General features: G+C 24.4%; 13 protein-coding genes and 1 riboswitch. Of the genes, 3 read left to right on the top strand and 10 right to left on the bottom strand.

Features of this window, described 5'->3' with window-relative positions:
* Window positions 1-361: 361 nt before the first annotated feature.
* Entirely contained in the window at window positions 362-1,303 is a 942-nt protein-coding gene (locus N9R85_RS00325; RefSeq protein ID WP_262858097.1) for a DDE-type integrase/transposase/recombinase, read from the bottom strand.
* 368 nt (window positions 1,304-1,671) lie between these two features.
* Window positions 1,672-1,875, bottom strand: coding sequence for a hypothetical protein (locus tag N9R85_RS00330; protein ID WP_262858098.1), 204 nt, complete (start codon window positions 1,873-1,875; stop codon window positions 1,672-1,674).
* Between the two features lie 43 nt (window positions 1,876-1,918).
* On the opposite strand from N9R85_RS00330, the gene N9R85_RS00335 reads away from it, so the two are divergent.
* Window positions 1,919-2,041: a hypothetical protein gene (locus N9R85_RS00335; protein ID WP_262858099.1), complete on the top strand. Its 123-nt coding sequence runs from the start codon at window positions 1,919-1,921 to the stop codon at window positions 2,039-2,041.
* A 94-nt stretch (window positions 2,042-2,135) separates the two neighbouring features.
* On the opposite strand, the gene pepF is transcribed toward N9R85_RS00335, so the two are convergent.
* The 8 genes from pepF to ffh all read right to left on the bottom strand — a co-directional run bounded on the left by pepF (window position 2,136) and on the right by ffh (window position 18,584).
* Window positions 2,136-3,962: an oligoendopeptidase F gene (gene pepF / locus N9R85_RS00340; RefSeq protein WP_262858100.1), complete on the bottom strand. Its 1,827-nt coding sequence runs from the start codon at window positions 3,960-3,962 to the stop codon at window positions 2,136-2,138.
* 89 nt (window positions 3,963-4,051) lie between these two features.
* Window positions 4,052-7,714: a YobI family P-loop NTPase gene (locus N9R85_RS00345; protein ID WP_262858101.1), complete on the bottom strand. Its 3,663-nt coding sequence runs from the start codon at window positions 7,712-7,714 to the stop codon at window positions 4,052-4,054.
* Between the two features lie 155 nt (window positions 7,715-7,869).
* Window positions 7,870-10,308, bottom strand: a complete 2,439-nt coding sequence (locus tag N9R85_RS00350; protein ID WP_316249921.1) for an ATP-binding cassette domain-containing protein — start codon at window positions 10,306-10,308, stop codon at window positions 7,870-7,872.
* Window positions 10,295-11,350 (bottom strand): ABC transporter ATP-binding protein, encoded by a 1,056-nt coding sequence (locus N9R85_RS00360; RefSeq protein WP_262858102.1) that lies wholly within the window; start codon window positions 11,348-11,350, stop codon window positions 10,295-10,297. The genes N9R85_RS00350 and N9R85_RS00360 overlap by 14 nt, the downstream gene beginning before the upstream one ends.
* An 8-nt stretch (window positions 11,351-11,358) precedes the next feature.
* The gene (locus N9R85_RS00365) at window positions 11,359-12,669 is read right to left on the bottom strand and encodes an ABC transporter permease (protein WP_262858103.1); all 1,311 of its coding nucleotides are present in this window, start codon (window positions 12,667-12,669) and stop codon (window positions 11,359-11,361) included.
* Window positions 12,659-13,825: an ABC transporter permease gene (locus tag N9R85_RS00370; protein WP_262858104.1), complete on the bottom strand. Its 1,167-nt coding sequence runs from the start codon at window positions 13,823-13,825 to the stop codon at window positions 12,659-12,661. Before N9R85_RS00370 ends, N9R85_RS00365 begins: the two co-directional genes overlap by 11 nt.
* A gap of 72 nt (window positions 13,826-13,897) precedes the next feature.
* Window positions 13,898-16,702 (bottom strand): OppA family ABC transporter substrate-binding lipoprotein, encoded by a 2,805-nt coding sequence (locus N9R85_RS00375; RefSeq protein WP_262858105.1) that lies wholly within the window; start codon window positions 16,700-16,702, stop codon window positions 13,898-13,900.
* A 109-nt stretch (window positions 16,703-16,811) separates the two neighbouring features.
* Window positions 16,812-16,978, bottom strand: a riboswitch (Lysine riboswitch).
* A gap of 265 nt (window positions 16,979-17,243) precedes the next feature.
* The gene (ffh, locus tag N9R85_RS00380; protein WP_205852297.1) at window positions 17,244-18,584 is read right to left on the bottom strand and encodes a signal recognition particle protein; all 1,341 of its coding nucleotides are present in this window, start codon (window positions 18,582-18,584) and stop codon (window positions 17,244-17,246) included.
* A 292-nt stretch (window positions 18,585-18,876) separates the two neighbouring features.
* On the opposite strand from ffh, the gene N9R85_RS00385 reads away from it, so the two are divergent.
* Together N9R85_RS00385 and N9R85_RS00390 are read left to right on the top strand one after the other, a co-directional pair.
* Window positions 18,877-19,803 carry an RluA family pseudouridine synthase gene (locus N9R85_RS00385; protein ID WP_216489750.1) on the top strand — a complete coding sequence of 309 codons (927 nt, stop codon included), beginning with the start codon at window positions 18,877-18,879 and terminating at the stop codon, window positions 19,801-19,803.
* Window positions 19,803-20,666, top strand: a complete 864-nt coding sequence (locus tag N9R85_RS00390) for a hypothetical protein (protein WP_262858106.1) — start codon at window positions 19,803-19,805, stop codon at window positions 20,664-20,666. The genes N9R85_RS00385 and N9R85_RS00390 overlap by 1 nt, the downstream gene beginning before the upstream one ends.
* Window positions 20,667-20,678 lie beyond the last annotated feature (12 nt).

A 20,678-nucleotide genomic window follows, 5' to 3' on the forward strand; every position in this document is an offset into this window, starting at 1 on the left:
AACTTTTGATATTGAAAACAAAGTAATAATATTGATTTTTTAAGTAAAATTTTAGATTTTTTTAGATCGTTAAGATATAATAAAAATACCAAGCACGAAAGTGTTGCACTTGATATTTCATTTTAGGAACTCATATTAATTTTTTATTGATATGAGTTTTTTTAATTTATTAAATTATATATTTATATTAACATTGAAAATAATATAAATCAAATTATATTGTATGTATCTTTACATTTATTTTTTCTTCATAATATTTATGTTTATATTTTTAGAACGAGTGATTATAAAATTTGATTGAATTAAATGATTTTTTACTTGCTTTAATCCCTTCTTTTCATTAAGAGTTTCAAATGATGTCTTATAATCTATTTTTTTGTAATCTAGCGTAATTATAATAAATAAAATATTTGCTTATCTCTAAATAATTTAGTTTATTAAAACTCATTAATTTTATTTTTCTTTTAAGATTTGCGAATAAATATTCTGAACCATGATTTTCTAACGAGTTACCTTTAACTGACGTTGATCGAATTATTTTATTTTTTACTATGTAATTTTTAAAATTAAAATTAAAATATTCTGGACCATGATCTGTATGAAAATAATTAGGTTTAATATTGTATTTTTTGATACAACTTTTCAATAATGATATTGTATCGTTAGCTGTTCTAGTGTCTTGTAAATTTCAATTTAAAATCATATTTGTTTTGTGGTCTCTAATAACATGTAAGTAATAATATTTATTTTGAATTTTTATGTATTTTATATCTTCTGTTCAAACTGTTCCGAATTTTAAATCAACTATATTCTTAATTTCGTTATTTACTCAAACATCACTATATTTGTGTTCTTTTGGTAATTTTTGTTTACCTTTTATATATGCTTGCGACTTATATTTAGAAGCTTCATATGAAAGTCTAAATTCATATTCTGTTATGTTATTATATTCTTTAAAATGTCTTCTAAACTTTTTATCATTATTAAATAAATTTATAAATTGAAGATACATTTTAGTCCTACCAACAACGTTTCCACTTAATTTACCTTGCTCTAAAATTCAATTTATTAGTTTATTGTTTATCTTTATTTTTTCTTTAATTATCTTTGATTTTTGCTCATAATAAAAAGTTGTTCTTGAAACATTTATAAATCTTGAAAATTTAAAAATATTAAAGGATGACATCGTTTTCTTTTGAATTTTATCTTTAATTATTTTTCATAATTCGCTACTACTTATCCCTTTACCTTTAAATAACTCTTCAATTGATTCATGATATAATTCCAATTCATCCTTATTCAAATCAGTAATTTTAACTTTTTGGTTCTAGCGGAACCTTTTTTGTTTTTAGTTTTTAATTCATTCATACTTAAATTATAACGTTTATATACTTTTTTTGAGTAATATAATATAACCATAACGATTTGGTCTTCTATTTTTCTTTTGTTTTTTATCTAAATACCAATAATATTTATATCTCTCTTCATTATTTATTAAAAAATTGTATTAATGCTGTTTTAAAATCAGTTTGATGAATAATTTTGCAACATTTAACTTTTTGTTCAAATGTAAAATGTTTTGACATAAAAATAACACTCCTTTATTTTGGAGTGTCAAATTTTTTTCACCTAACTTAAAACAATTATTTTTTTACTGTTTTGTGTTTTTAACTATACCACAGCGATTAAAATCAAACTTAACGCATAAACTATGAAATTAAAGTAAAATGGATAGTTTGATTTAGATGGTTTATTTACTTTTTCAAGTTCTTTTTTCCTATTATTTTCTAAGAATATTCTTCTCTCTACATCATTCATTTTTTTAGCTCTGTATTCGATTCTGCTTTTATTGCTTGAATTGATACCATTTTTCATTTTTTCTATAGTTCTTTCTAAAAAGCCTCATTTAAAGAGTAAAATGAATAAAACAAGTGCAAATGTAACAATTCCGGAAGCAGTTACTGCATTATTTCATTTTGTTATAGTATCTTTTGCGCTAAGTGCTGAATATGTAAAAATCGAGAAATATACAATTAAATAAATTAAGCTTATTATATAAAAACGCAGAGAAGTAAAGTTTGATATACTTTGATTCTTAAGATGTGACCATAAAAAATTTAATTTACTCTTCATAATTATTTAATTTTAAATATCTTCTTACCTAATTTTATTCACTCATCAATTGCATCATTAATAAATTCAAATCCCTCTTTATAGAAGTTATTATCATTTAATCTAACTCCAACCGAGTTCAGAATATTAATTGGATAGTCTCTACCACCTGCGCTTAAAAAGTTATCTATATAATTATCAAGAGCTTTTTTACCGTGTTGTTTATATTGTTTAAAGAAATAAACAGCAACTAATTGACCAACAGCATATTTATAAACATAAAACCCATAATAATAGTGTGGCACAAAAATAGATTCAATTGTATTTGTAATAGAATATTTTAATTTCTTAGCACTATATTTATTAGCATTTTTAAAATAAATATCACTTATTGAATCATAACTTCCAGAAACTTTTCCGTCTCATATACCTTTATATAAGTCATATTCATAATTTGCAAATAAAACTTGATCATTAACTGTTGAGAAAAAATTATTAATTAACGCGTTTAAAACTTGAAACTTCAATTTATCATCATTTGATTTTTTTAATAAATAGTCAATTAACATTAATTCATTATAAATTGATGCTATTTCTGCTAAAAATATAGGATATTGAGAATTAATTAAATTATTTCTACTATCAGCAAAATATGAATGCATAGAATGCCCAAGTTCATGAACTAATGTTTCAACACTACCTAATGTCCCATCAAAATTCATTAATACATACTTTTTATCAATACCATAAGTTCCACCTATACTATAAGCACCACCTCTTTTAGTGTTGGTCGGCATATAATCAACTCAATTTTCACTTAAAGCTTTATTTACTTGTTCAATATATTTTCCCCCAAAAGGTTCAAGTGATTTTTTTGCAAGATAAATCATTTCATCCACAGTATATTCTGTTTTAACATTAACTAAATCTCTAGCAGAATCTCATTTTTGCATTTTTATTCCATATTTAGAAAAATAAAATCTTTTTCTTCAATTTCTAAATTTATGCACTATATCTTTTCTTTGTGAAACTTGTTCAAACAATTTATTTAATAATTCATCATTCATTTTATCTGTTTTTGTCAACATATCAACAGCAGAGTCAAATTTTCTAATTTTTGCCTCAACAACAATTTCTTTAAAATGTTGAAATAAAACTTCAGCAAGAGAATCTTTATGATCTTTATATGCCTTTAAATAATTTACATAAGCTTCTTTTCTAACTTTTGCATCTTTATGCTTTCGTAATTGACGATAGTTTGTTGGATTTAATTTTATTTTCTTCTTACCAACATTTACATAACCATAGTCTAATTCACTATTTGTTAATAAACTGAATATTTTTTCTGGATTTGGCTGACCATAAGCTGATTGAATTAAATATTCTTCAACTTTATCATCTAATTTATGATTGTAATCTTCAATTTGATCTTCTAAATGACGCTTATAATCTGCTAATCTTGGATCATTTTTTCATTCTTTAATTTTTTCAATATTCTTATAAAAACGATTAATTTCTGAACCAAATTCAATGTTTAATTTGTTAAAACGAACTTTTAATTCTGATTCTAATTTTAAAATTTCAGGATTAACCAAATCTTCATTTAACTTGTTAGAAATATAGTTTTCAACTTTAAATTCTAATAATGTTTGTTTCTCTGATTTTTTAACATCTTCGATGTAAGATTCAAAGTTATCATATTTAGAATCTTTATTTTTAATTCTTTCACGATATACGGCTTCATATTCATCAATTAATTCTTCAATTTTTCTACCTTTAAGTATGTCTTCTAAATCTCAGGTATATTTTTTCGGTATATCAGTATGTTTTTTGAATTGTTTTGCTTTCATTTTTTCTCCTTTTTTATAAATTTATACGTTTTGAAAATTCAAATGTATAAATTTAAATATTTAAACATAAGACAATTATGATTTATTAACTATTTTTTGTAATTATTATTTAAACTTTCAAATACTTCATTTAATTTATTATCCAGTTCTGTCATTTCAAATGATGGAACTACTTTTTGATTAATATTATGTCAATTGTTATAAAATTCATAAATTATTGATCTATAATCTGAAATTTTATTACTTTCAAATTCTATTTCGCTAAAGATTTCATAAATATCACTTAAGTCTACAATAAAACATCTTTTTGTTTCTCTAAGTAAAAATGAACGATTTATTTTACGCTCAAATAAATGATCTACGCAGAAACAAGTTGTGTTATTTGTTTCTAAAGAATAATCAATTTTAGAAGGAATGGTATATGAATCAAAATTCACTGATATTGATCCATCATATATTAATTGTGTTAATAAATAATAAGTTTTATCACTTATACCTTCTTTTTTTGTTGTAATATTTTCTTCATTAATATTTAAATTGTTAGTATTATTTTCGCTTATTTCTAATTCTTTTTTTAGTTCATTGAATATCGTAATAAAAGTACCTTTATTTTCTATTTTTTTATCACTAATTAAATCATAATTATTTGCATTTGTATATTTATAATCTTTAAAATGTTTATTATCAAAGTTTATATTATTTTGTTTTACATTTACACCTTGGGTTTTCTGAACTTGTAGGTTTGTAAATTTTTTCGAGTTGGTTAAATCAATTAATTTAGAACTTGATAATTTATTATTCTTATTAATTAGAATATTTTTTATATTATCAAGTGTTTTTAAAGAATGTTTCATTACAAAAGAATTAATTGCTTCATCTGCTTTTATATATAGTTTTTGCATAAATTTAAAGGCTAAATCATTAATATTATTTGTATTATTATCATTATTTTTATCAATACTTTCAGGGAATAAAAGAATATAAAAAAGAATAAATTTTATTTTATTAACTTCTTCCTTAGAGTTAAACATATTATATATTTTTTGTTTTGTTAATTCTTCGCTATAGTAAAATAAATCTTTTATTATTAGCCTTACGAAAATTTCTTTTTTAAGACCCAGTATTTCATTATATTTGTTTTTTTCTTTTATTCTATCGTTTAACTCTAAGTAATTACAAATTTTTTCATCGTCTAATAAAAGATCTTGTTTTTTATCGTGTTTTAAATATGAAATAGAAATTAAATGTATTAAGTAAAGTCTAAAATACATGAATCTAATTAAATATTTTTTAACCAATTTATCCATTACATAAAAATTAATTTTTTTAGAAAAAGCAAAAACTAAAATATCTGATAATTCATCAACTATAGCATGTGTTGGGTAGTTTTTATAAATATTATTACGTATATAAATGCTTTTATCAACATACTTTTGTAATTTAATATAATTATCATTTTTAGGTACTTTTAAAGTAATAAAATTTTGTATTTTATTTCATAAAAATGCAATCTTTTTAAAATCTTCATCAGTTTCTTTTTCTAAAATATTTTGTTGATTTATATTTATTAATTTTTTTATTTTTTCTATTTCATCTTTCAAACGTAAATCATTCCGTAATATTTCTTTTAAAAATAAACCTTTAGTAATCATTTCAAAGTTACTAATTTCATTTAAAATGATGTCAATTTCTTTTCAATTCGATAAAAAGTCGTAATAATCGTCTACAATTTTTCTAACTTCTTCTATTTTATTTCTTTGAAATAAAGCAAAATTATTTAATACTAAACTTTTTATATTTTTCCTTTTAGAAAGAGTGATCTTGTCAAGTATTTTTTTAGATATTATTGATTTATCAATATCTTTAAAATTATTTTTAACATCAATAATACTATCGAAAAACCTAGTTTTAAATTCATCTTCTAAAACAGACGAATCTACTACATAAATAAATGTAATTTTTTCATCATCTTTTCTAGAATTTAAAAGACTATTTATTTCAAATAATTTTAAAAAAATGCTTTCAGGAATATTTCAGTTTATATCTTCGAATATTATTATTTTTTTATTTGATTTTGAAATTATATCAACAATAACATCGATATTAGCATCCAATAAATTTGATTCAGTGTTTAAATTTATTTCGTTACCAATAATTTTAACTGATTTAATCCTCCAAAAATTTTTGGTTATTAAAGTGACAAATATAAATGTAGCGAAAAATAATAAAATTCAAATAGATATAAAAAATAATGTATTTTTTCAATTACTTGTTACTTGATTTCATATAGTTTCAACATCAAAATTTATATAATCAAATTTTACTATTCAAATTAACATAACAAGAATAGAAATAAATACAGAAAGTAAAGTTCTTAGAAATAAACCTATCTTATTTTTTTTATTTTTTAAAATTGTTTTACCAGTGTAATAATTATTATCTAATTGATATATCATTTGTCTAACTAAACTTTTTTCAAATAAATTTTCATTTATTGAATTATCATTATCTTTTACTTGATTTATGTTACTAAAACTAATTTTAACGAAATCTTTATTTTTTTTATCGTATAAAAAAGATTTTAAAATACTACTCTTTCCAGAAAGTGCTTCCCCAGTAATTAAAATATTTTTATCTTTATTTTCATTAATTTGAATTAATATTTTATTTGAATAAAACTTAATTTCTTCATCATCAATAGTATTTATATTTGATTTTATTTCATCTAGTTGAAGATTAGAATTTATTTTATTACTAGAATGATTATTTTTCTTCTTTTTATTAACTAATTCTTTAAAGTTATTTTCTTTCTCGTTATTTTCATTGTATATAAAATCTTTTAACTCTTTAAAAGACCATTGTAAATCTTGAGAATCAATAGATTCAAAAGGAGAAATTATAGTTTTAACATCTAAACTTTCATCAGGATTTAATATTAAGTTTGGATTTATATAAATAAATTTACTAAATATTTGTTCTTCGTCCTGTTCTAAATTGTTCAATTTACCTATATTTTTTCTATTATAAATAATACTTTGTTTCGCTATATTTTTGAAATCTGCAACTAAATTCATTCAAGAACTATTTAACATTAATTCTAAATTTATTAATAATTTATTAAAACTATAAAATAAAAAAGCGTCGTCTTTATATCATTTTTTATTTTTTAATCTAAAATTAATATACAAATTTCGTTTTCAATCCTCAACTTTATTATATTCTATGTCGCTTAAAAATAATTCCAAATATCTAAAATTATTACAATATTGGTCGTTATAATATTTATTAATTTTGTCAAATTTAGATTTGTGTAATTGTTTTTTTATAAATAAAACGAAAATCCTTGCTTCTTCATTATTAAATGTTTTTTCTTCAGCGTCATAAATAATATATTTTTGGACAAATTCAATTGAAAAAATAATTATTTTTAAAACATTTTGTTTTGAAATGTTTTGAAAAAATTTAATTAAATTATTTATTTGTTGATTATTGTTATCTACGTTGTTTTCGTTATTTTTTTGTCATAAATATCAATCATAATATATTTCTCAATTTTTATTATCGCTAATTTTAGAACTAATTAATTCATCGAATAAAAGAGATAAATATTTACCAATTTTATCGGGTTTAATTTCTTTGTTGTCACCAACCAAAAAGATAGATAAATAAGATCAATTTAATCATAAATTAGCTATTAATGTTTTAATTTTTATTTTGTCTTCGTTTTTAATAACATTAGTTTTATTATTCATAAAATAATTATACTATAATCGTTTTTTTAAAAAATATAAGATGTATTTTAATTGTTTGGTATTTATAAAATATATTTAATAATCATTTAGAATAAATGTATAAATAAAAATCAACAACTTATTTTTTATATAAGATGTTGATTTAAGATATTAAATTATTTTGTTCATTCTTTAATTTGTTCTTCAGTTCCTAGAACATAGTGATTTTTATCTTCAATTTGTCGAACATATGGAATGTTTGGGAATATTTGATCTTTCATATATGAAAGTTCAAATTTAACTCCCTTAAATTTTTCGTTAGCGTTAGAAATTTTTGGTATTGCTTTAAATAAATTGATTGTATATGGATGAATTGGCTTTTTATAAATTTCTTCAGTTTTACCTGATTCAACTATTTTACCTAAGTGCATAATTTGAACTCTATCGGCGATATATTCAATCATTGATAAATCATGAGCTATAAATATCATACCAATATTTTTTTCTCTACATAAATCTTTCAATAAATTAACAACTTGGGCTTGAATCGAAATATCTAGTGATGCAATTGGTTCATCAGCAACAATTACTTTTGGTTCTGTGATTAAAGCACGAGCAATAACAATTCTTTGTCTTTGACCTCCACTAAATTCATGTGGATAACGATAAGCAAATTGTTTTAATAAACCAACATCTTCTAAACTCTTATAAATAGCAACTCTTGTTAACAATTTATTTAATTTAAATAATTTATAAGGTAATGTTACTTTTTCTAAGATGTATGAATATCATTTATTTTTTGATAATAATTCCAATTTAGAAATCCCCATTAGTATATATATATTATTTAAATCTTTGTTTAAATATTTTGACTCTATATAGAATGAATTATTACTATTTCATTTGGTTTCAACATTTGTTTGATAAACTTTAAGTTCAACTTGATGTTGTTTAATTTTATCTTTAATTTTTTCAATTTGTAACTTATTTTTACTATCAACTTTAGATAAATTATCTTTTAATTTTTTAACTGTATTTTCATGATAATACTTAATAAATTGTTTATGTATTTGATTAAATTTACTATCATATATTTTCTCTTGGTCTTTAATCTCTTTGAGAAGTAATTCTTGTTGTTGGATTTCTTCATTTATTTTTAAAATTCTATTTTTATACTCAACAACATATTTAGCTAATTCATCATCAGCAACTTTTTTAGCTTCTAAATATTCTTTTTTAGATTCTTCAAGTTCATTAATTTTTTCTTTGAAATTAGCTTCCTTTTTAGGAGAAACAAAGAAATTCTTAATTGTATTTTTAAAACTTGAATATAGTTCCTTAAATGAATCTTTAACGCATTTTAGAGTATCTTGCTTTATTTTTGCTGAAGTTTCTAAATATTGTTTAATATCTAGTTTAAATTCATCATTAATAAAAGTACGTATTTTATTTTTATATTTTGATAAAGAATCAAAGTCGTATGGTTCAAATTTTAAATGATTTACGAAAAATTCTCTAGAATCATCTTCAATTTGATAAATCAACTCTTGTAATGATTCATAGTTTAAAAATGCTAATTTAGATCTATTTTTTTTAAATAATTTATACACATGTCTATTCAATTCATATAATTTAATTTTATATGCAAAAATATCTATGTAAGGACTTGAGTAAGCCTCATTAAACAATAATTTAGCTTCATTTTTTAATTCGCTAGCAAGATTTTTTGTTGAATTATTTGAATCAACATAAGCTTCTCTTGCTGTTGCTCAATTTTCCTTAAATTTAACTCAATTCTCTTTAGTTAAATTTTTATATTTGTAGTATGATTCTGTTTTTTTTGTTAATTGTTTTGCTAAAACAAATCTATTTTTAGCTTTTTTAAGATTTTCTTCATCAAAATCTATTTCTTCATTTCTGAAATTTAATTGTTTACTTTTATAAAAGTTTAAAAGTTTTTCTGTGTTTGTATATAAACTATTTATTATTTTTGAATTAATTTTATTTTTTTCATCCAAATATGAAAAATATGAATTATATAAATCATCATAAGAACCATTTGTTTGATCGTTAAATTCAATTTTATCTAATCTTTTAGATCATTTTTTCATAAAAGGACTAGATAAATTAGTATTTATCTTTAAATTCTCAAGTTTTAATTTTAGAGAATATTCTAAAAAAGTGTAATGGAAATTATTTTTAATTTCGCTTCAGTCAATTCTAATATCCTTGATTTTATTTTTTATAATTCCATTAACCACAAGCGGTTCTTTTAAAATAGAAAAAATTGTATTTTGACCATTTAATGAAGCCATTGGATCTTGGAAAATCATTTGAATATTTTTATGTAAAAACTTATTTGTTTTACGTGTTATTTTTTTACCTGAAATTAACTTGCCATCTAAACGAACAAAACCATTAAAATCATCATATAAACGTAATAATGAACGACCAATAGTTGTTTTACCAGAACCAGATTCACCAATTAAACCTACTATTTCGCCTTCTTTAAGGTCAAAAGAAACATCATCAACAGCTTTATTAACAATATTTTTATTTCTAAAAAACTTTTTTAAATTATGAATTTCTAAAATTGATTTATTATTTTGTTTCATCTGAAAATACCTTTCTAAAATGGTTTAATCTAGTTTCTAATTCTTCGCTTAGTTTAACTTTTGGAGCATCTGGATGTAAAAGTCAAGTTGCGGCTCAATGTCCTTGGCTAACTTCAAATAATGGTGGTTCTTTTATGAAATCTAATTCAACTGCATAGTCGTTTCTAGGAGCAAAAGAATCTCCTAATGGTAAATTATTCATATCGGGTGGTGTTCCTTTGATTGAATAAAGTCTATCATCTTTATTTTCTGGTATAGCAGAAATTAATGCTCATGTATAAGGGTGTCTTGGGTCAGTGAAAATATCTTTTTTACTTCCTCTTTCGACTATTTTCCCGGCATACATTACATAAATATAATCACAGAATTTTGCAACAACAGAAATATTATGACTAATAAGTATAATCGATATATCCATTGTGCTACGTATATCTTCGAATAATGCTAAAACTGACGCTTGGACCGTTGGGTCTAAAGCGGTAGTAGGTTCATCAGCAATAATTAAACTTGGTTTAAGTGCTACAACCATAGTAATAACTACACGTTGTTTCATTCCTCCACTTAATGTATGCGGATACATATCAAACACTTGTTCTGCACCATTAATCCCAAATTTAACTAATAAGTCTACTAAGTATTTTCTTTTCTCAGAATAAGGCTTATTTTTTCAATCTTCATTTTTATTTAAAGCATCTATTAATTGTTTCCCAATTTTACGTGTTGGGTTTAAAGAAGTAAGAGGGTCTTGCGGAATATAACCAATTTTATGCCCACGTATTGTTTGTCAAAATTTTTCTTTTTTGCTTTGTGTTAAATCAATTCCTTCAATTTCCATTTTTTCGCTTGAAATAACTGCGTTTTCGTTTATGTTTAAAAACGATTTTGAAGTAACAGTTTTTCCTGAACCGGATTCACCAACGATACCAATTATCTCACCTTTATTTAACTCAATATCAACGCCCCGTACAATTGTTATAAATTTATTTCTTCTTAATTTAAAACTTACTCTTAAATCTTTTATATCTAATAATTTTTCTTTCATAATTTTACCTATTTTGCTCTAATAACTTTTGGATCAAGAGCATCATGTACTCCTAATGCTATAAAGTGTAATGATACTGATATTGATAATAGAATTAATGAAGGTAACAATAATACTCAAATATTCAATCCTGCTTCTGATGGTGCTTGAGAAATAATTTGACCTAAATTAATATCAGATTCTGCTTTAAAGAATCCTAAGAATGCTAATGATGATATTGATAAGATAATTGATGGGATAGACTCAACAAATCCTGTTGCAATTTTACCTATAATTGTTGGTAAGGCATGTCTATAAATTAATCTTACTTTTGAAGCTCCGACAGATTTTGAAGCTTTAATAAATTCAGAGTCTTTTACTGTAATAATAAATAATCTTGTTCTACCAACAGAACCAACTCAACCAATGAAAATTAATGCGAAACCTAATGTTAAATCTGTTGTTCCGAATAAAGAAACAAATAATAATAATCAAATAAGTGTTGGTGGAGCAGAGAAAATGTCAATAATACGCATAATTATTGTATCAATTTGACTCCCTACATGGAAACCTAAGTAAGAACCTATAGCCACCCCAATGATTGTTTGAATTGTTGCTACAATAATTGCTAATCTAACGGCTTTTCAAGTACCTACTCATGATTGAGTTCAAATATCTACACCGCTAGTTTTTGTCCCTAAAATAGTGTTTAAAAATATTTGTGGGTTAGCATCTAAAGCTTGTTTATATAATTCTTGATATTGTTCTGTTGTTAGATTATTTGGTATGTTTGAATAGTTAAACACAATAAAAGCACTATCGATTTTAAATAATTTATATGCATCGATATAACCTTCACAATTAATTGTTTTAAAAGTATTTTCTTTTAAGAATAGATCCCCAAAGAAACCATTAAAAAATTTAGAATCACGATAACCATTAACAGTATTTCTATAAAGATCTTGACTAATTGTATCCCCTAATTTAACATAATGATCAGAGTATAAAGGAGGTATAGAACTATCAAATGATGAACCTGAATTTGTTGCTTGTCCAACTTTATCACCAATTAAATTTAATTGTATTTTAGAAATACTTTCTGTCGCGCTATATTGTGAATTTACTGTAACTATAATTGAAATTAAAAAGACAACCAAGAATACTATTAAAAACAAAACTGAAGGTCAACTCATAAAAAATCTTTTCAAAATTTCAATTAAGATTTTTTTAGGTTTACCAGCTACGTTTGTGAAAACATTTGTATTTTTAGAAAATTCAAATGGATTTTCGATTCCGTTTAAAGAAACTTTATATTTTGATTCAAACTCTTTAGCTGTCATTTCTAACTCCTTTCATTTCTAATAAATTCTTTTTAAATTCTTTATTTCTAGTTAAAGTTCTTTTAAGGAGAACTAAATTACTTTGGTTCGAACCTGAATTGTACTTAATTCTAGGATCTAATACAGTATATGATACGTCAACTAAAATAGATGTAAATATACCTAATGCTGTGAAAAATAATGTATTAAACATAATAATATTAATTTCACCTGTTGGGAATGCTTGTGCAAGAACTTGTGAAGTTCCTGGAACTGCTCAATATAGCTCTATAACAATACCACCACTAAGAAGTCCAATATATGATGGTATCAATAAAGCAGCAAGTGGTATAGAAATATTTCTTAAAACATGTTTAAAGAATATTTCTGATTTACTTAAACCTTTTGATTTGGCAATCAATACATGATTTGAAGTTAAAACAGTAATAATTTGATTTCTTGTATATGTTATATAAACAGATAAAGAACCCAAAGTAATAATCGCAATTGGTGGTAATCATGATAAAAAGATTTCGCCACTTGTATGTTCAGTATCTGTTGGTAATAAGAATTTTGGTGTTACACCAAATTTAAGTAAAATACTAATCAAAATTGGAGCAATAATAAATGATGGTAGTGCTATAAATAACAACGAAAACGCATTAATAGCAGTGTCAAAAATTGTTCCACGTTTGTATCCAGAAATAATCCCAAGAGCTATACCAATAATTGCACTTACTACGAATGCTGGTATTGTTATTATTACTGAATATCTTAAATATTTAAAAAATATTTGAGGTATTGAGTTAGCTGAAAATCTCGTAAAGATTGTTTCTTCAAACGGCAATCCAAACGGATGATCTGAATTGGTAAATAAATCATTAATTCAATAACCAAAACGAGCTACTGGATTTAATTTATATGTCATTCATTCATTTGCATGTAGATTATACTTACCTGCTCAATCTGATGGTAAGAAATGATATTTGACCGATTGCTCATATAATTGTATTAATTTTTCTACCGAACCACTTGATCCTGCTCCATCAGCTTGTCCAATTGCCTTTTGAGCAAATGGGTTTTCACTAAATTGAGCTACTAATAGAAATACTACAACTAAAATAATTAGCAGAGTCAATATTGCAAATCCGATACGTTTTAATATATAATTTGTCATTTTTTCCTTTGCTTATTTTAAAACACAAACAATTAACCACAAATTGGTTAATTGTTTTTTATATGTAATTTATTATTTAACTATTCTAATTTTTGTTAAATCAACATAATTTAATTGATCAACTGGTGAAATATAGTTAGTATTTAAAATTGTTGTAACAAATGAATTTTTAGTTACTGTTGTTGCTAATTTAACAATTGTTCCTTGTTGGTTAGTAAATTCTCTTGCTAATTCTAATAATTCTTTCTTTGTAAAGTGATCAGATGATGTGTCACCATTATTTAATCATGAGAAGAATTGAGCCGATATTGTGTAACCATCTTTGTATTTTTTAGAACTTAAATCTTGCTCTGTTAAATTAACTAATTGACCTTGTTCATCAAATTTTTGAGTTCCTAGTAAATCAGAAAGTTGGTCCATTTGTGCATTTGTTAATAATTTAACTTTACTTGGGGTAATTGAAAGTTCAATTGTATTTTTATTATGTTCTAAAAAATCACCTAATTTTTTTGCAGCTTTAACAATTGTTGGGTATGATACTTCTAATTTTGCTTTGTAAGCACTGTCGCCTAACACACTCATTAAGATTGGGAAAGCTTTACCCATTCCTCATGATAATCCATCAATTCCTGAACCAATTGATTTATAATCATATCCTCATCCTGCAGTATGAACTGGTGAAGATGATTTTAATCAATATGAATAAAAGTCGCTATCACTAAGTTCTTCGACATATGTTGCTTTTAATCTTGAATCTAATTGGTTGATTGTATCAATTTGACCTTTAACTATTTCGATATATGTTTGTGGATAATTTTTATATCTTTTTAATAATTTAAATTCAACATTTTTACCTTTGAGGGTTGGGTGTTCTTCATAGAATTTATCAAGCAACGCTTTCATTCTTTTTTGTAATTCAGCAAATGCTCCTGATTTATATTTGTCATTATCAGAAATACCGATGATTGTAGATTCGCTAGGTTCTAATTCGTTTCCAATTGTGCCACCTAAATCTACTTTTTGATTTGTTTGATTATCTACAACAAAAAGTGTAGAAAGTAATTCTCAATTATATCTAGGACTATTATTTGTTGCACTTTTATCACTTGCATCACTGTTAATTGCTGAGTCGGGCGCTAATGTTGATAACCATGGAACAGCTTCTTCTGTAGGTGACATAACTGTTGTTATGTTAGATCAGTTAACAGCTGCTGTTAATATATTTCTAAATTCTTCGGCAATTCCAGTTGTTGTATATTCTAAAACATTTGTAGCAGTACCTGCTTCAATTTCAGAAAGTGAGTGGCCCCATACAAGTTGTGAATATACTTCGTTAACATAAGAATTAGCGCCATCACTATCTTTTGCACGAGGCACTAAAGTTGAAAATATATTTCCAATACTATGATCTGCGTTTAATGATTGTTGTTTATTAACACCAAATAATTTTGGATTTTCATTAACTTCTTTTTTACTTGATTCTGGTAAATTTGAATATGAAATAGTAGAAACTAAACCAGCTTTATAAGCGTTAAATTGATCAATTTCAAATTGTTTACCTTCTTTAGTTTGTTGAACATAAACACTTCTAAATTCTTTAACTGTTGTAGGATCATTATAATATGATTCCAAAGCATAGTGATTGTTAATTTTGTATGTGGCTGTATAGTTGTCACCATTATATCCTTCGTAGTAATATTTACCTGAATATAAAGTTGAATTTTCGTTGAAACCATATCAGTAAATACCTGATTTTTGAGCTAAATCTGTAGCTGCTTTAATTTGAGTCATTTTTTGCTCTTTTTCAGGTTGTTGAACTGTTGAATCTGTAGCAAAATCAGGAAGAGTTGCGCCTTGATTTACAGCATTAATATAAGCACTAGGCGCAGGTGCATATTCGTATGAACCAACAAAGTTGTTTGTAAATCATTCATAAACTAAAGCATCATCGCCACTTGTTGTAACATTAAAGTAACTTCTATTATCTTTGTTTGTTACTGTTTTTTCTTCGTTTAATAAGTTTTCTATACTAATTTTGTATAAATCGAATAAATATGAGTTTGAATAAGTATCTTTTTCTTCGAATAATTTAGCTCCATTTTTTGTATATAAAGCTTTTGATGCAGCATCCAGATCAGATGAACCACCGTGTGAACGTCTATATGAAGTATCATTTGACATATATGTTCTTAAAAATCCTAAATAATAATCTTCTGCACTCATTTTATACTGTGTAGCTTCACCTTTATTATTTACTCAATAAACATTATCTCTAATTCTTAATGAAACTTTTGTAGCTTTTTTAAGCTTATCGAAGAAGTTTTGTGAGTTAATTGAATTTTCGTTTGCACTTGTTTTTTGTACTCACATTGAAGAGTATAAATTATTTTCTAAATCAGGTTTTGGAATAATTTCTGCTTCATCACTATCAAAAGTATATTCGTGACCATCTACTGTTAAAACAACAGCATCAGCAACGTTCAATTCGTATGATCATGTTGATGGTCTAGTAATTTTTCTAGTTGTTTTTGTTATTGTTCCAAATGCATCTCTTTCTACTTCTTCTGAATATTCAGCTTTTCCTTCATTTTTCACTTCAACCAATTTTCCAAATGTTGTATCTTCATTTGATAATGAATACCCACCATAAGAACTACTTAAATCGAAACGTGATCTACTATATGAAAAAGGTGAATTAATATTTGTTGAATAAATTCCATTTCTTGCTAAAATATTGAAATTATTTGAAAATGATACTCCTCCTTTATTTTCTTGACCGCTTGTACTTGAATTGCTTTCCGAGGTTCCACAAGCAACCGCTAGTCCTAGGGTAGATAAACTAGCTAAAGAACCCATTAATAAATATTTTCTTTTCATTTTATTTCCTTTATATGATATATATTTTTATTAAATATGAAAAAAGCTTTGTATAGGCTATATAACCATACAAAACTTTTTTATTATTTTTCAATAATTTAAAGAAATGTAAGTCTATAGCACCAATGGTTAAACCAAAGAGTAGAAATCTTTTATGCTTTTCTACCAACTAACTTAATCGCCATTAAGCAAGTTTCGGCCACTATATCCTTTCATCAATATCAATGCTTGCCAGCTCAATTGATTACTAATATTAGTAGCTCCTCTATAGACATAACAGATTTCAATTTATACATTAAAATCTGTTATGCATACATAATTAGTACAACAAAATTTTAATGATAAAACTAACGAATGCGAATAATATTAATATTCATAATTTCGTTAATAATAATCATAAAGTCTCATTGTAACGCTTTTTTCATACCATTATTATACACGTAAAATAATTTTTTAAAAGTTTTTTTACAATTTGAAAAAATTATTTTTTAACTAAAAAGTTATTTTTTCAATAATAAAAAGGGCCTACACCCTTTTTAGTTTAGAAACCAAAACCGCCGAAACCACCAGTTTTTTTGAAACTTTTAGCCATTTCACTCATTTGCTTAACCATAGAATCAAAGTCACTTAAAAGTTTATTAAATTCTTGGGGTGTTCTACCAGAACCTTTCAATATTCTTTCTTTTCTAGAAGCTTGTCTAAGTAACCTTGGATTATTTCTTTCTTTTTTAGTCATTGATGAAATTAAAATTTGAAATACTCTCATTTTTTCTTCAGCTTTTTCAACTTGATCTTCATTTACTCTCGAAGATAAATTTCCTGGAAGCATTTTAAGTATTTTTGAAAATTTACCTAAATTTTTTACTTGTTTAATTTGCTCCATTAGATCGTCTAGAGTAAAACTTCCTGATAAAATCTTTTTAACCATGTTAGTCATTTTATCTTGATCGATGTTATCTTGAGCATGTTCGATCAATGACATAACATCACCCATTCCTAAAATTCTATCTGCCATACGTTCTGGATAAAATAAATCTAAATTACCAATTTTTTCTCCGGTACCTGTAAAACGAATTGGTAAATTAAGAATATATCTTAATGAAAACGCTGCACCACCTCTAGCATCAGAATCTAATTTAGTTATTATAGAACCTGTTAATTTTAATTTTTCATGGAATGTTTTTGCTACATTTATTATATCTTGGCCACTTAATGAATCCGCAACAAAGAAAATTTCATCTGGATGTGCAATTTTCTTAACTTCTTGTAATTCATTCATTAAAGGCTCATCAATAGAAAGACGACCCGCTGTATCTAGAATAATTAAATCGTTATCATTTTCTTTAGCGTGTTTTAGAGCATTTGCAACAATTTCTGAAACAGGATTATTAACCCCTTGTTCATAAAAGTCAGCTTGTATACTTTTAGCAAGAGTGACTAATTGTTCCACTGCTGCTGGTCTATAAATATCCGCAGCAACAACTAATGGCTTTTGAATATGTTTTTTCTTTCTAAAATAATAAGCTAATTTTGCAGTTGCTGTAGTTTTACCAGAACCTTGTAAACCACACATCATTATAATATATGGTTTTTTTTCTATTTTAAACTCTTGAACTTTATTACCTAAAATAGAAACCAATTCTTCATGTAAAATTTTAATAAATTGTTGAGAAGGATTTAATTTTCCAATCAACTCTTGATCAAGAACTTTTTGTTTAACGTTCTTTATGAATTCTTTTACAACTTGCAAGTTAACATCGGCTTCTAACAACGCCATTTTTATTTCTCTTGTAACTGCTACTAAATCGGCTTCATCTAACTTTATTTTTTTAGACACTTTTTCAAGTGCTTTTTGCATTCTTTTTTCTAAAAATCCTACCATGTTTTAATTATACCATTTAGATGTTATATTTTATGTTATTAATTTAGTTAGTTGATATGTATATTTTTTGCTTGTTAAGATAAACTAACAATAAATAGCGAAAATACATAATACCTTAATTTGAATAATAATGTGTTTAAATTATTATTTGTAAATTAGCATTAATTATCATTAAACCCAATAAATGAACATTAATAAAAAATATTTGCTTTAAATTTTTATACAAAAACGAAAACTTTAATACCTTGATATTGAACTTAAAAATATGCCTTTTTAATGTATAATTTAATATATGATTGAATTAAAAGTAGAATATAAAGAAAGAATAGATAAATATATCTCAAATAATACAAACATTTCACGTAATGATATTAAAATTTTAATTGATGAACATGCTATTTTAGTAGACGATGTTGCCGTCAATAAACCTAAATTTGTAGTTAGAGAAGATCAAATAATTAAAATAATGAAGGTTATTGATAAAGAAATTAATATTGAACCGGAACAAATGGAACTTGATATAGTATATGACGATGAATATATTTCTGTTATAGATAAACCAAGTGGACTAGTTGTTCATCCATCTCCTGGACACCCAAACGGAACATTAGTAAATGGATTATTGTATCATTTTAAAAATAATCTTTCAAATGAAAGTGGAGTTTTGAGACCTGGTATCGTCCACAGAATCGATAAAGATACTAGTGGTTTATTAATAATAGCTAAAAATAATCAAGTACACCAATTATTGGCAGAAAAATTTGCTAATCACGAAATAAATAGAAAATATATAGCAATTTGTGATGGAATTATTGAAAATAAAAAATTAAAATTAGACCTTCCAATTGGTAGAAGTGCTAATGATAGACAAAAAATGGCAATAACAAATACTAATTCAAAACACGCAATTACTTGAGTTGAAAAATTATCAACTTTCTACATTGATAAAATGCCTAAAACACTAGTTAAGTGCGAATTAGAAACAGGTAGAACACACCAAATTAGAGTACATTTAAAATACATTGGAAATCCAATTTACGGTGACCCTGTCTATGGTAAAAAAGTAGATGATTTCGGACAAAGATTACATGCTTATAAACTAGAATTTATGCATCCTATTACACAAAAGAAAATTGAATTATTTTCAAAAACCCCAAAAGAATTTAATGCATCATCATTCGACTTTGATGAATTCTTAAAAAGCGAAAGGACACTATAATGTTTAATCAAAATTGAAATGAGAAATATAAAAACATCAAAACAACCGATGAATTATGAAAACACGAAAAAAAAGATTTTAGAATTTATTTTATTTTGTACACTTTAGCAATAACATTGTTAAGTTTAATATGATTTAGTTGGTTTATAATATTATTAGTTTCAAAAGAACAATACTTATTATTAATAAGCGAGTCAATTAAAAATAATAAACAACTTGGAGAACCAATAGCTTACTATAATAGCGAGCTAATTCAACAAACTTTTTATACAATATCATTAATAGCTATGAATGTTTCATACATTATGTCAGTATTTAAGAGCTATAAAAACAAAAACTTTAAACATATTAGTTCATGAGTACAATTAATATATTATGGATTAGCAATTTGAAAAATAATTGGTTTTATTGTTTCGATAACACAAAATGCTTTTGCTACTATAGGTAATAATTATTTATCAATAATTTCATTAATTTTTAATATATTGTCTTTAGTGATATTTATGGTAATTATCTTCTTCTTGCATGGTAAATTAAATAAAATACAAAGAGCATTCAAGTATATTGAATATGTAAAAACAATGGAAGAATATCAAAAAGCATTTATGGAAAACATAAGAAGTAACAATCCTTTTGGGCCTTCTTCGTTTAATGCAACTAATTCATCTGAGGAAGAAAGAAATTCCAATAATAGAAATTCACATTCTAAAGATGACTATACAAATTCAGAAAATTACAAGAAAATTATCGAACTACCAAGAGAACAATTAAATGATATTGCTAAGAAATTAAATATTTTCGGCTATGAAGATATGGAAAAAGAAGAATTAGCCAAACTAATTTATAATATAACTAAAAAATAAAAATTATTAAAA

It is taken from the genome of Mycoplasma sp. CSL7503-lung, assembly GCF_025515455.1.
Taxonomy (GTDB): Bacteria; Bacillota_I; Bacilli_A; order Mycoplasmatales; family Metamycoplasmataceae; genus Mycoplasmopsis.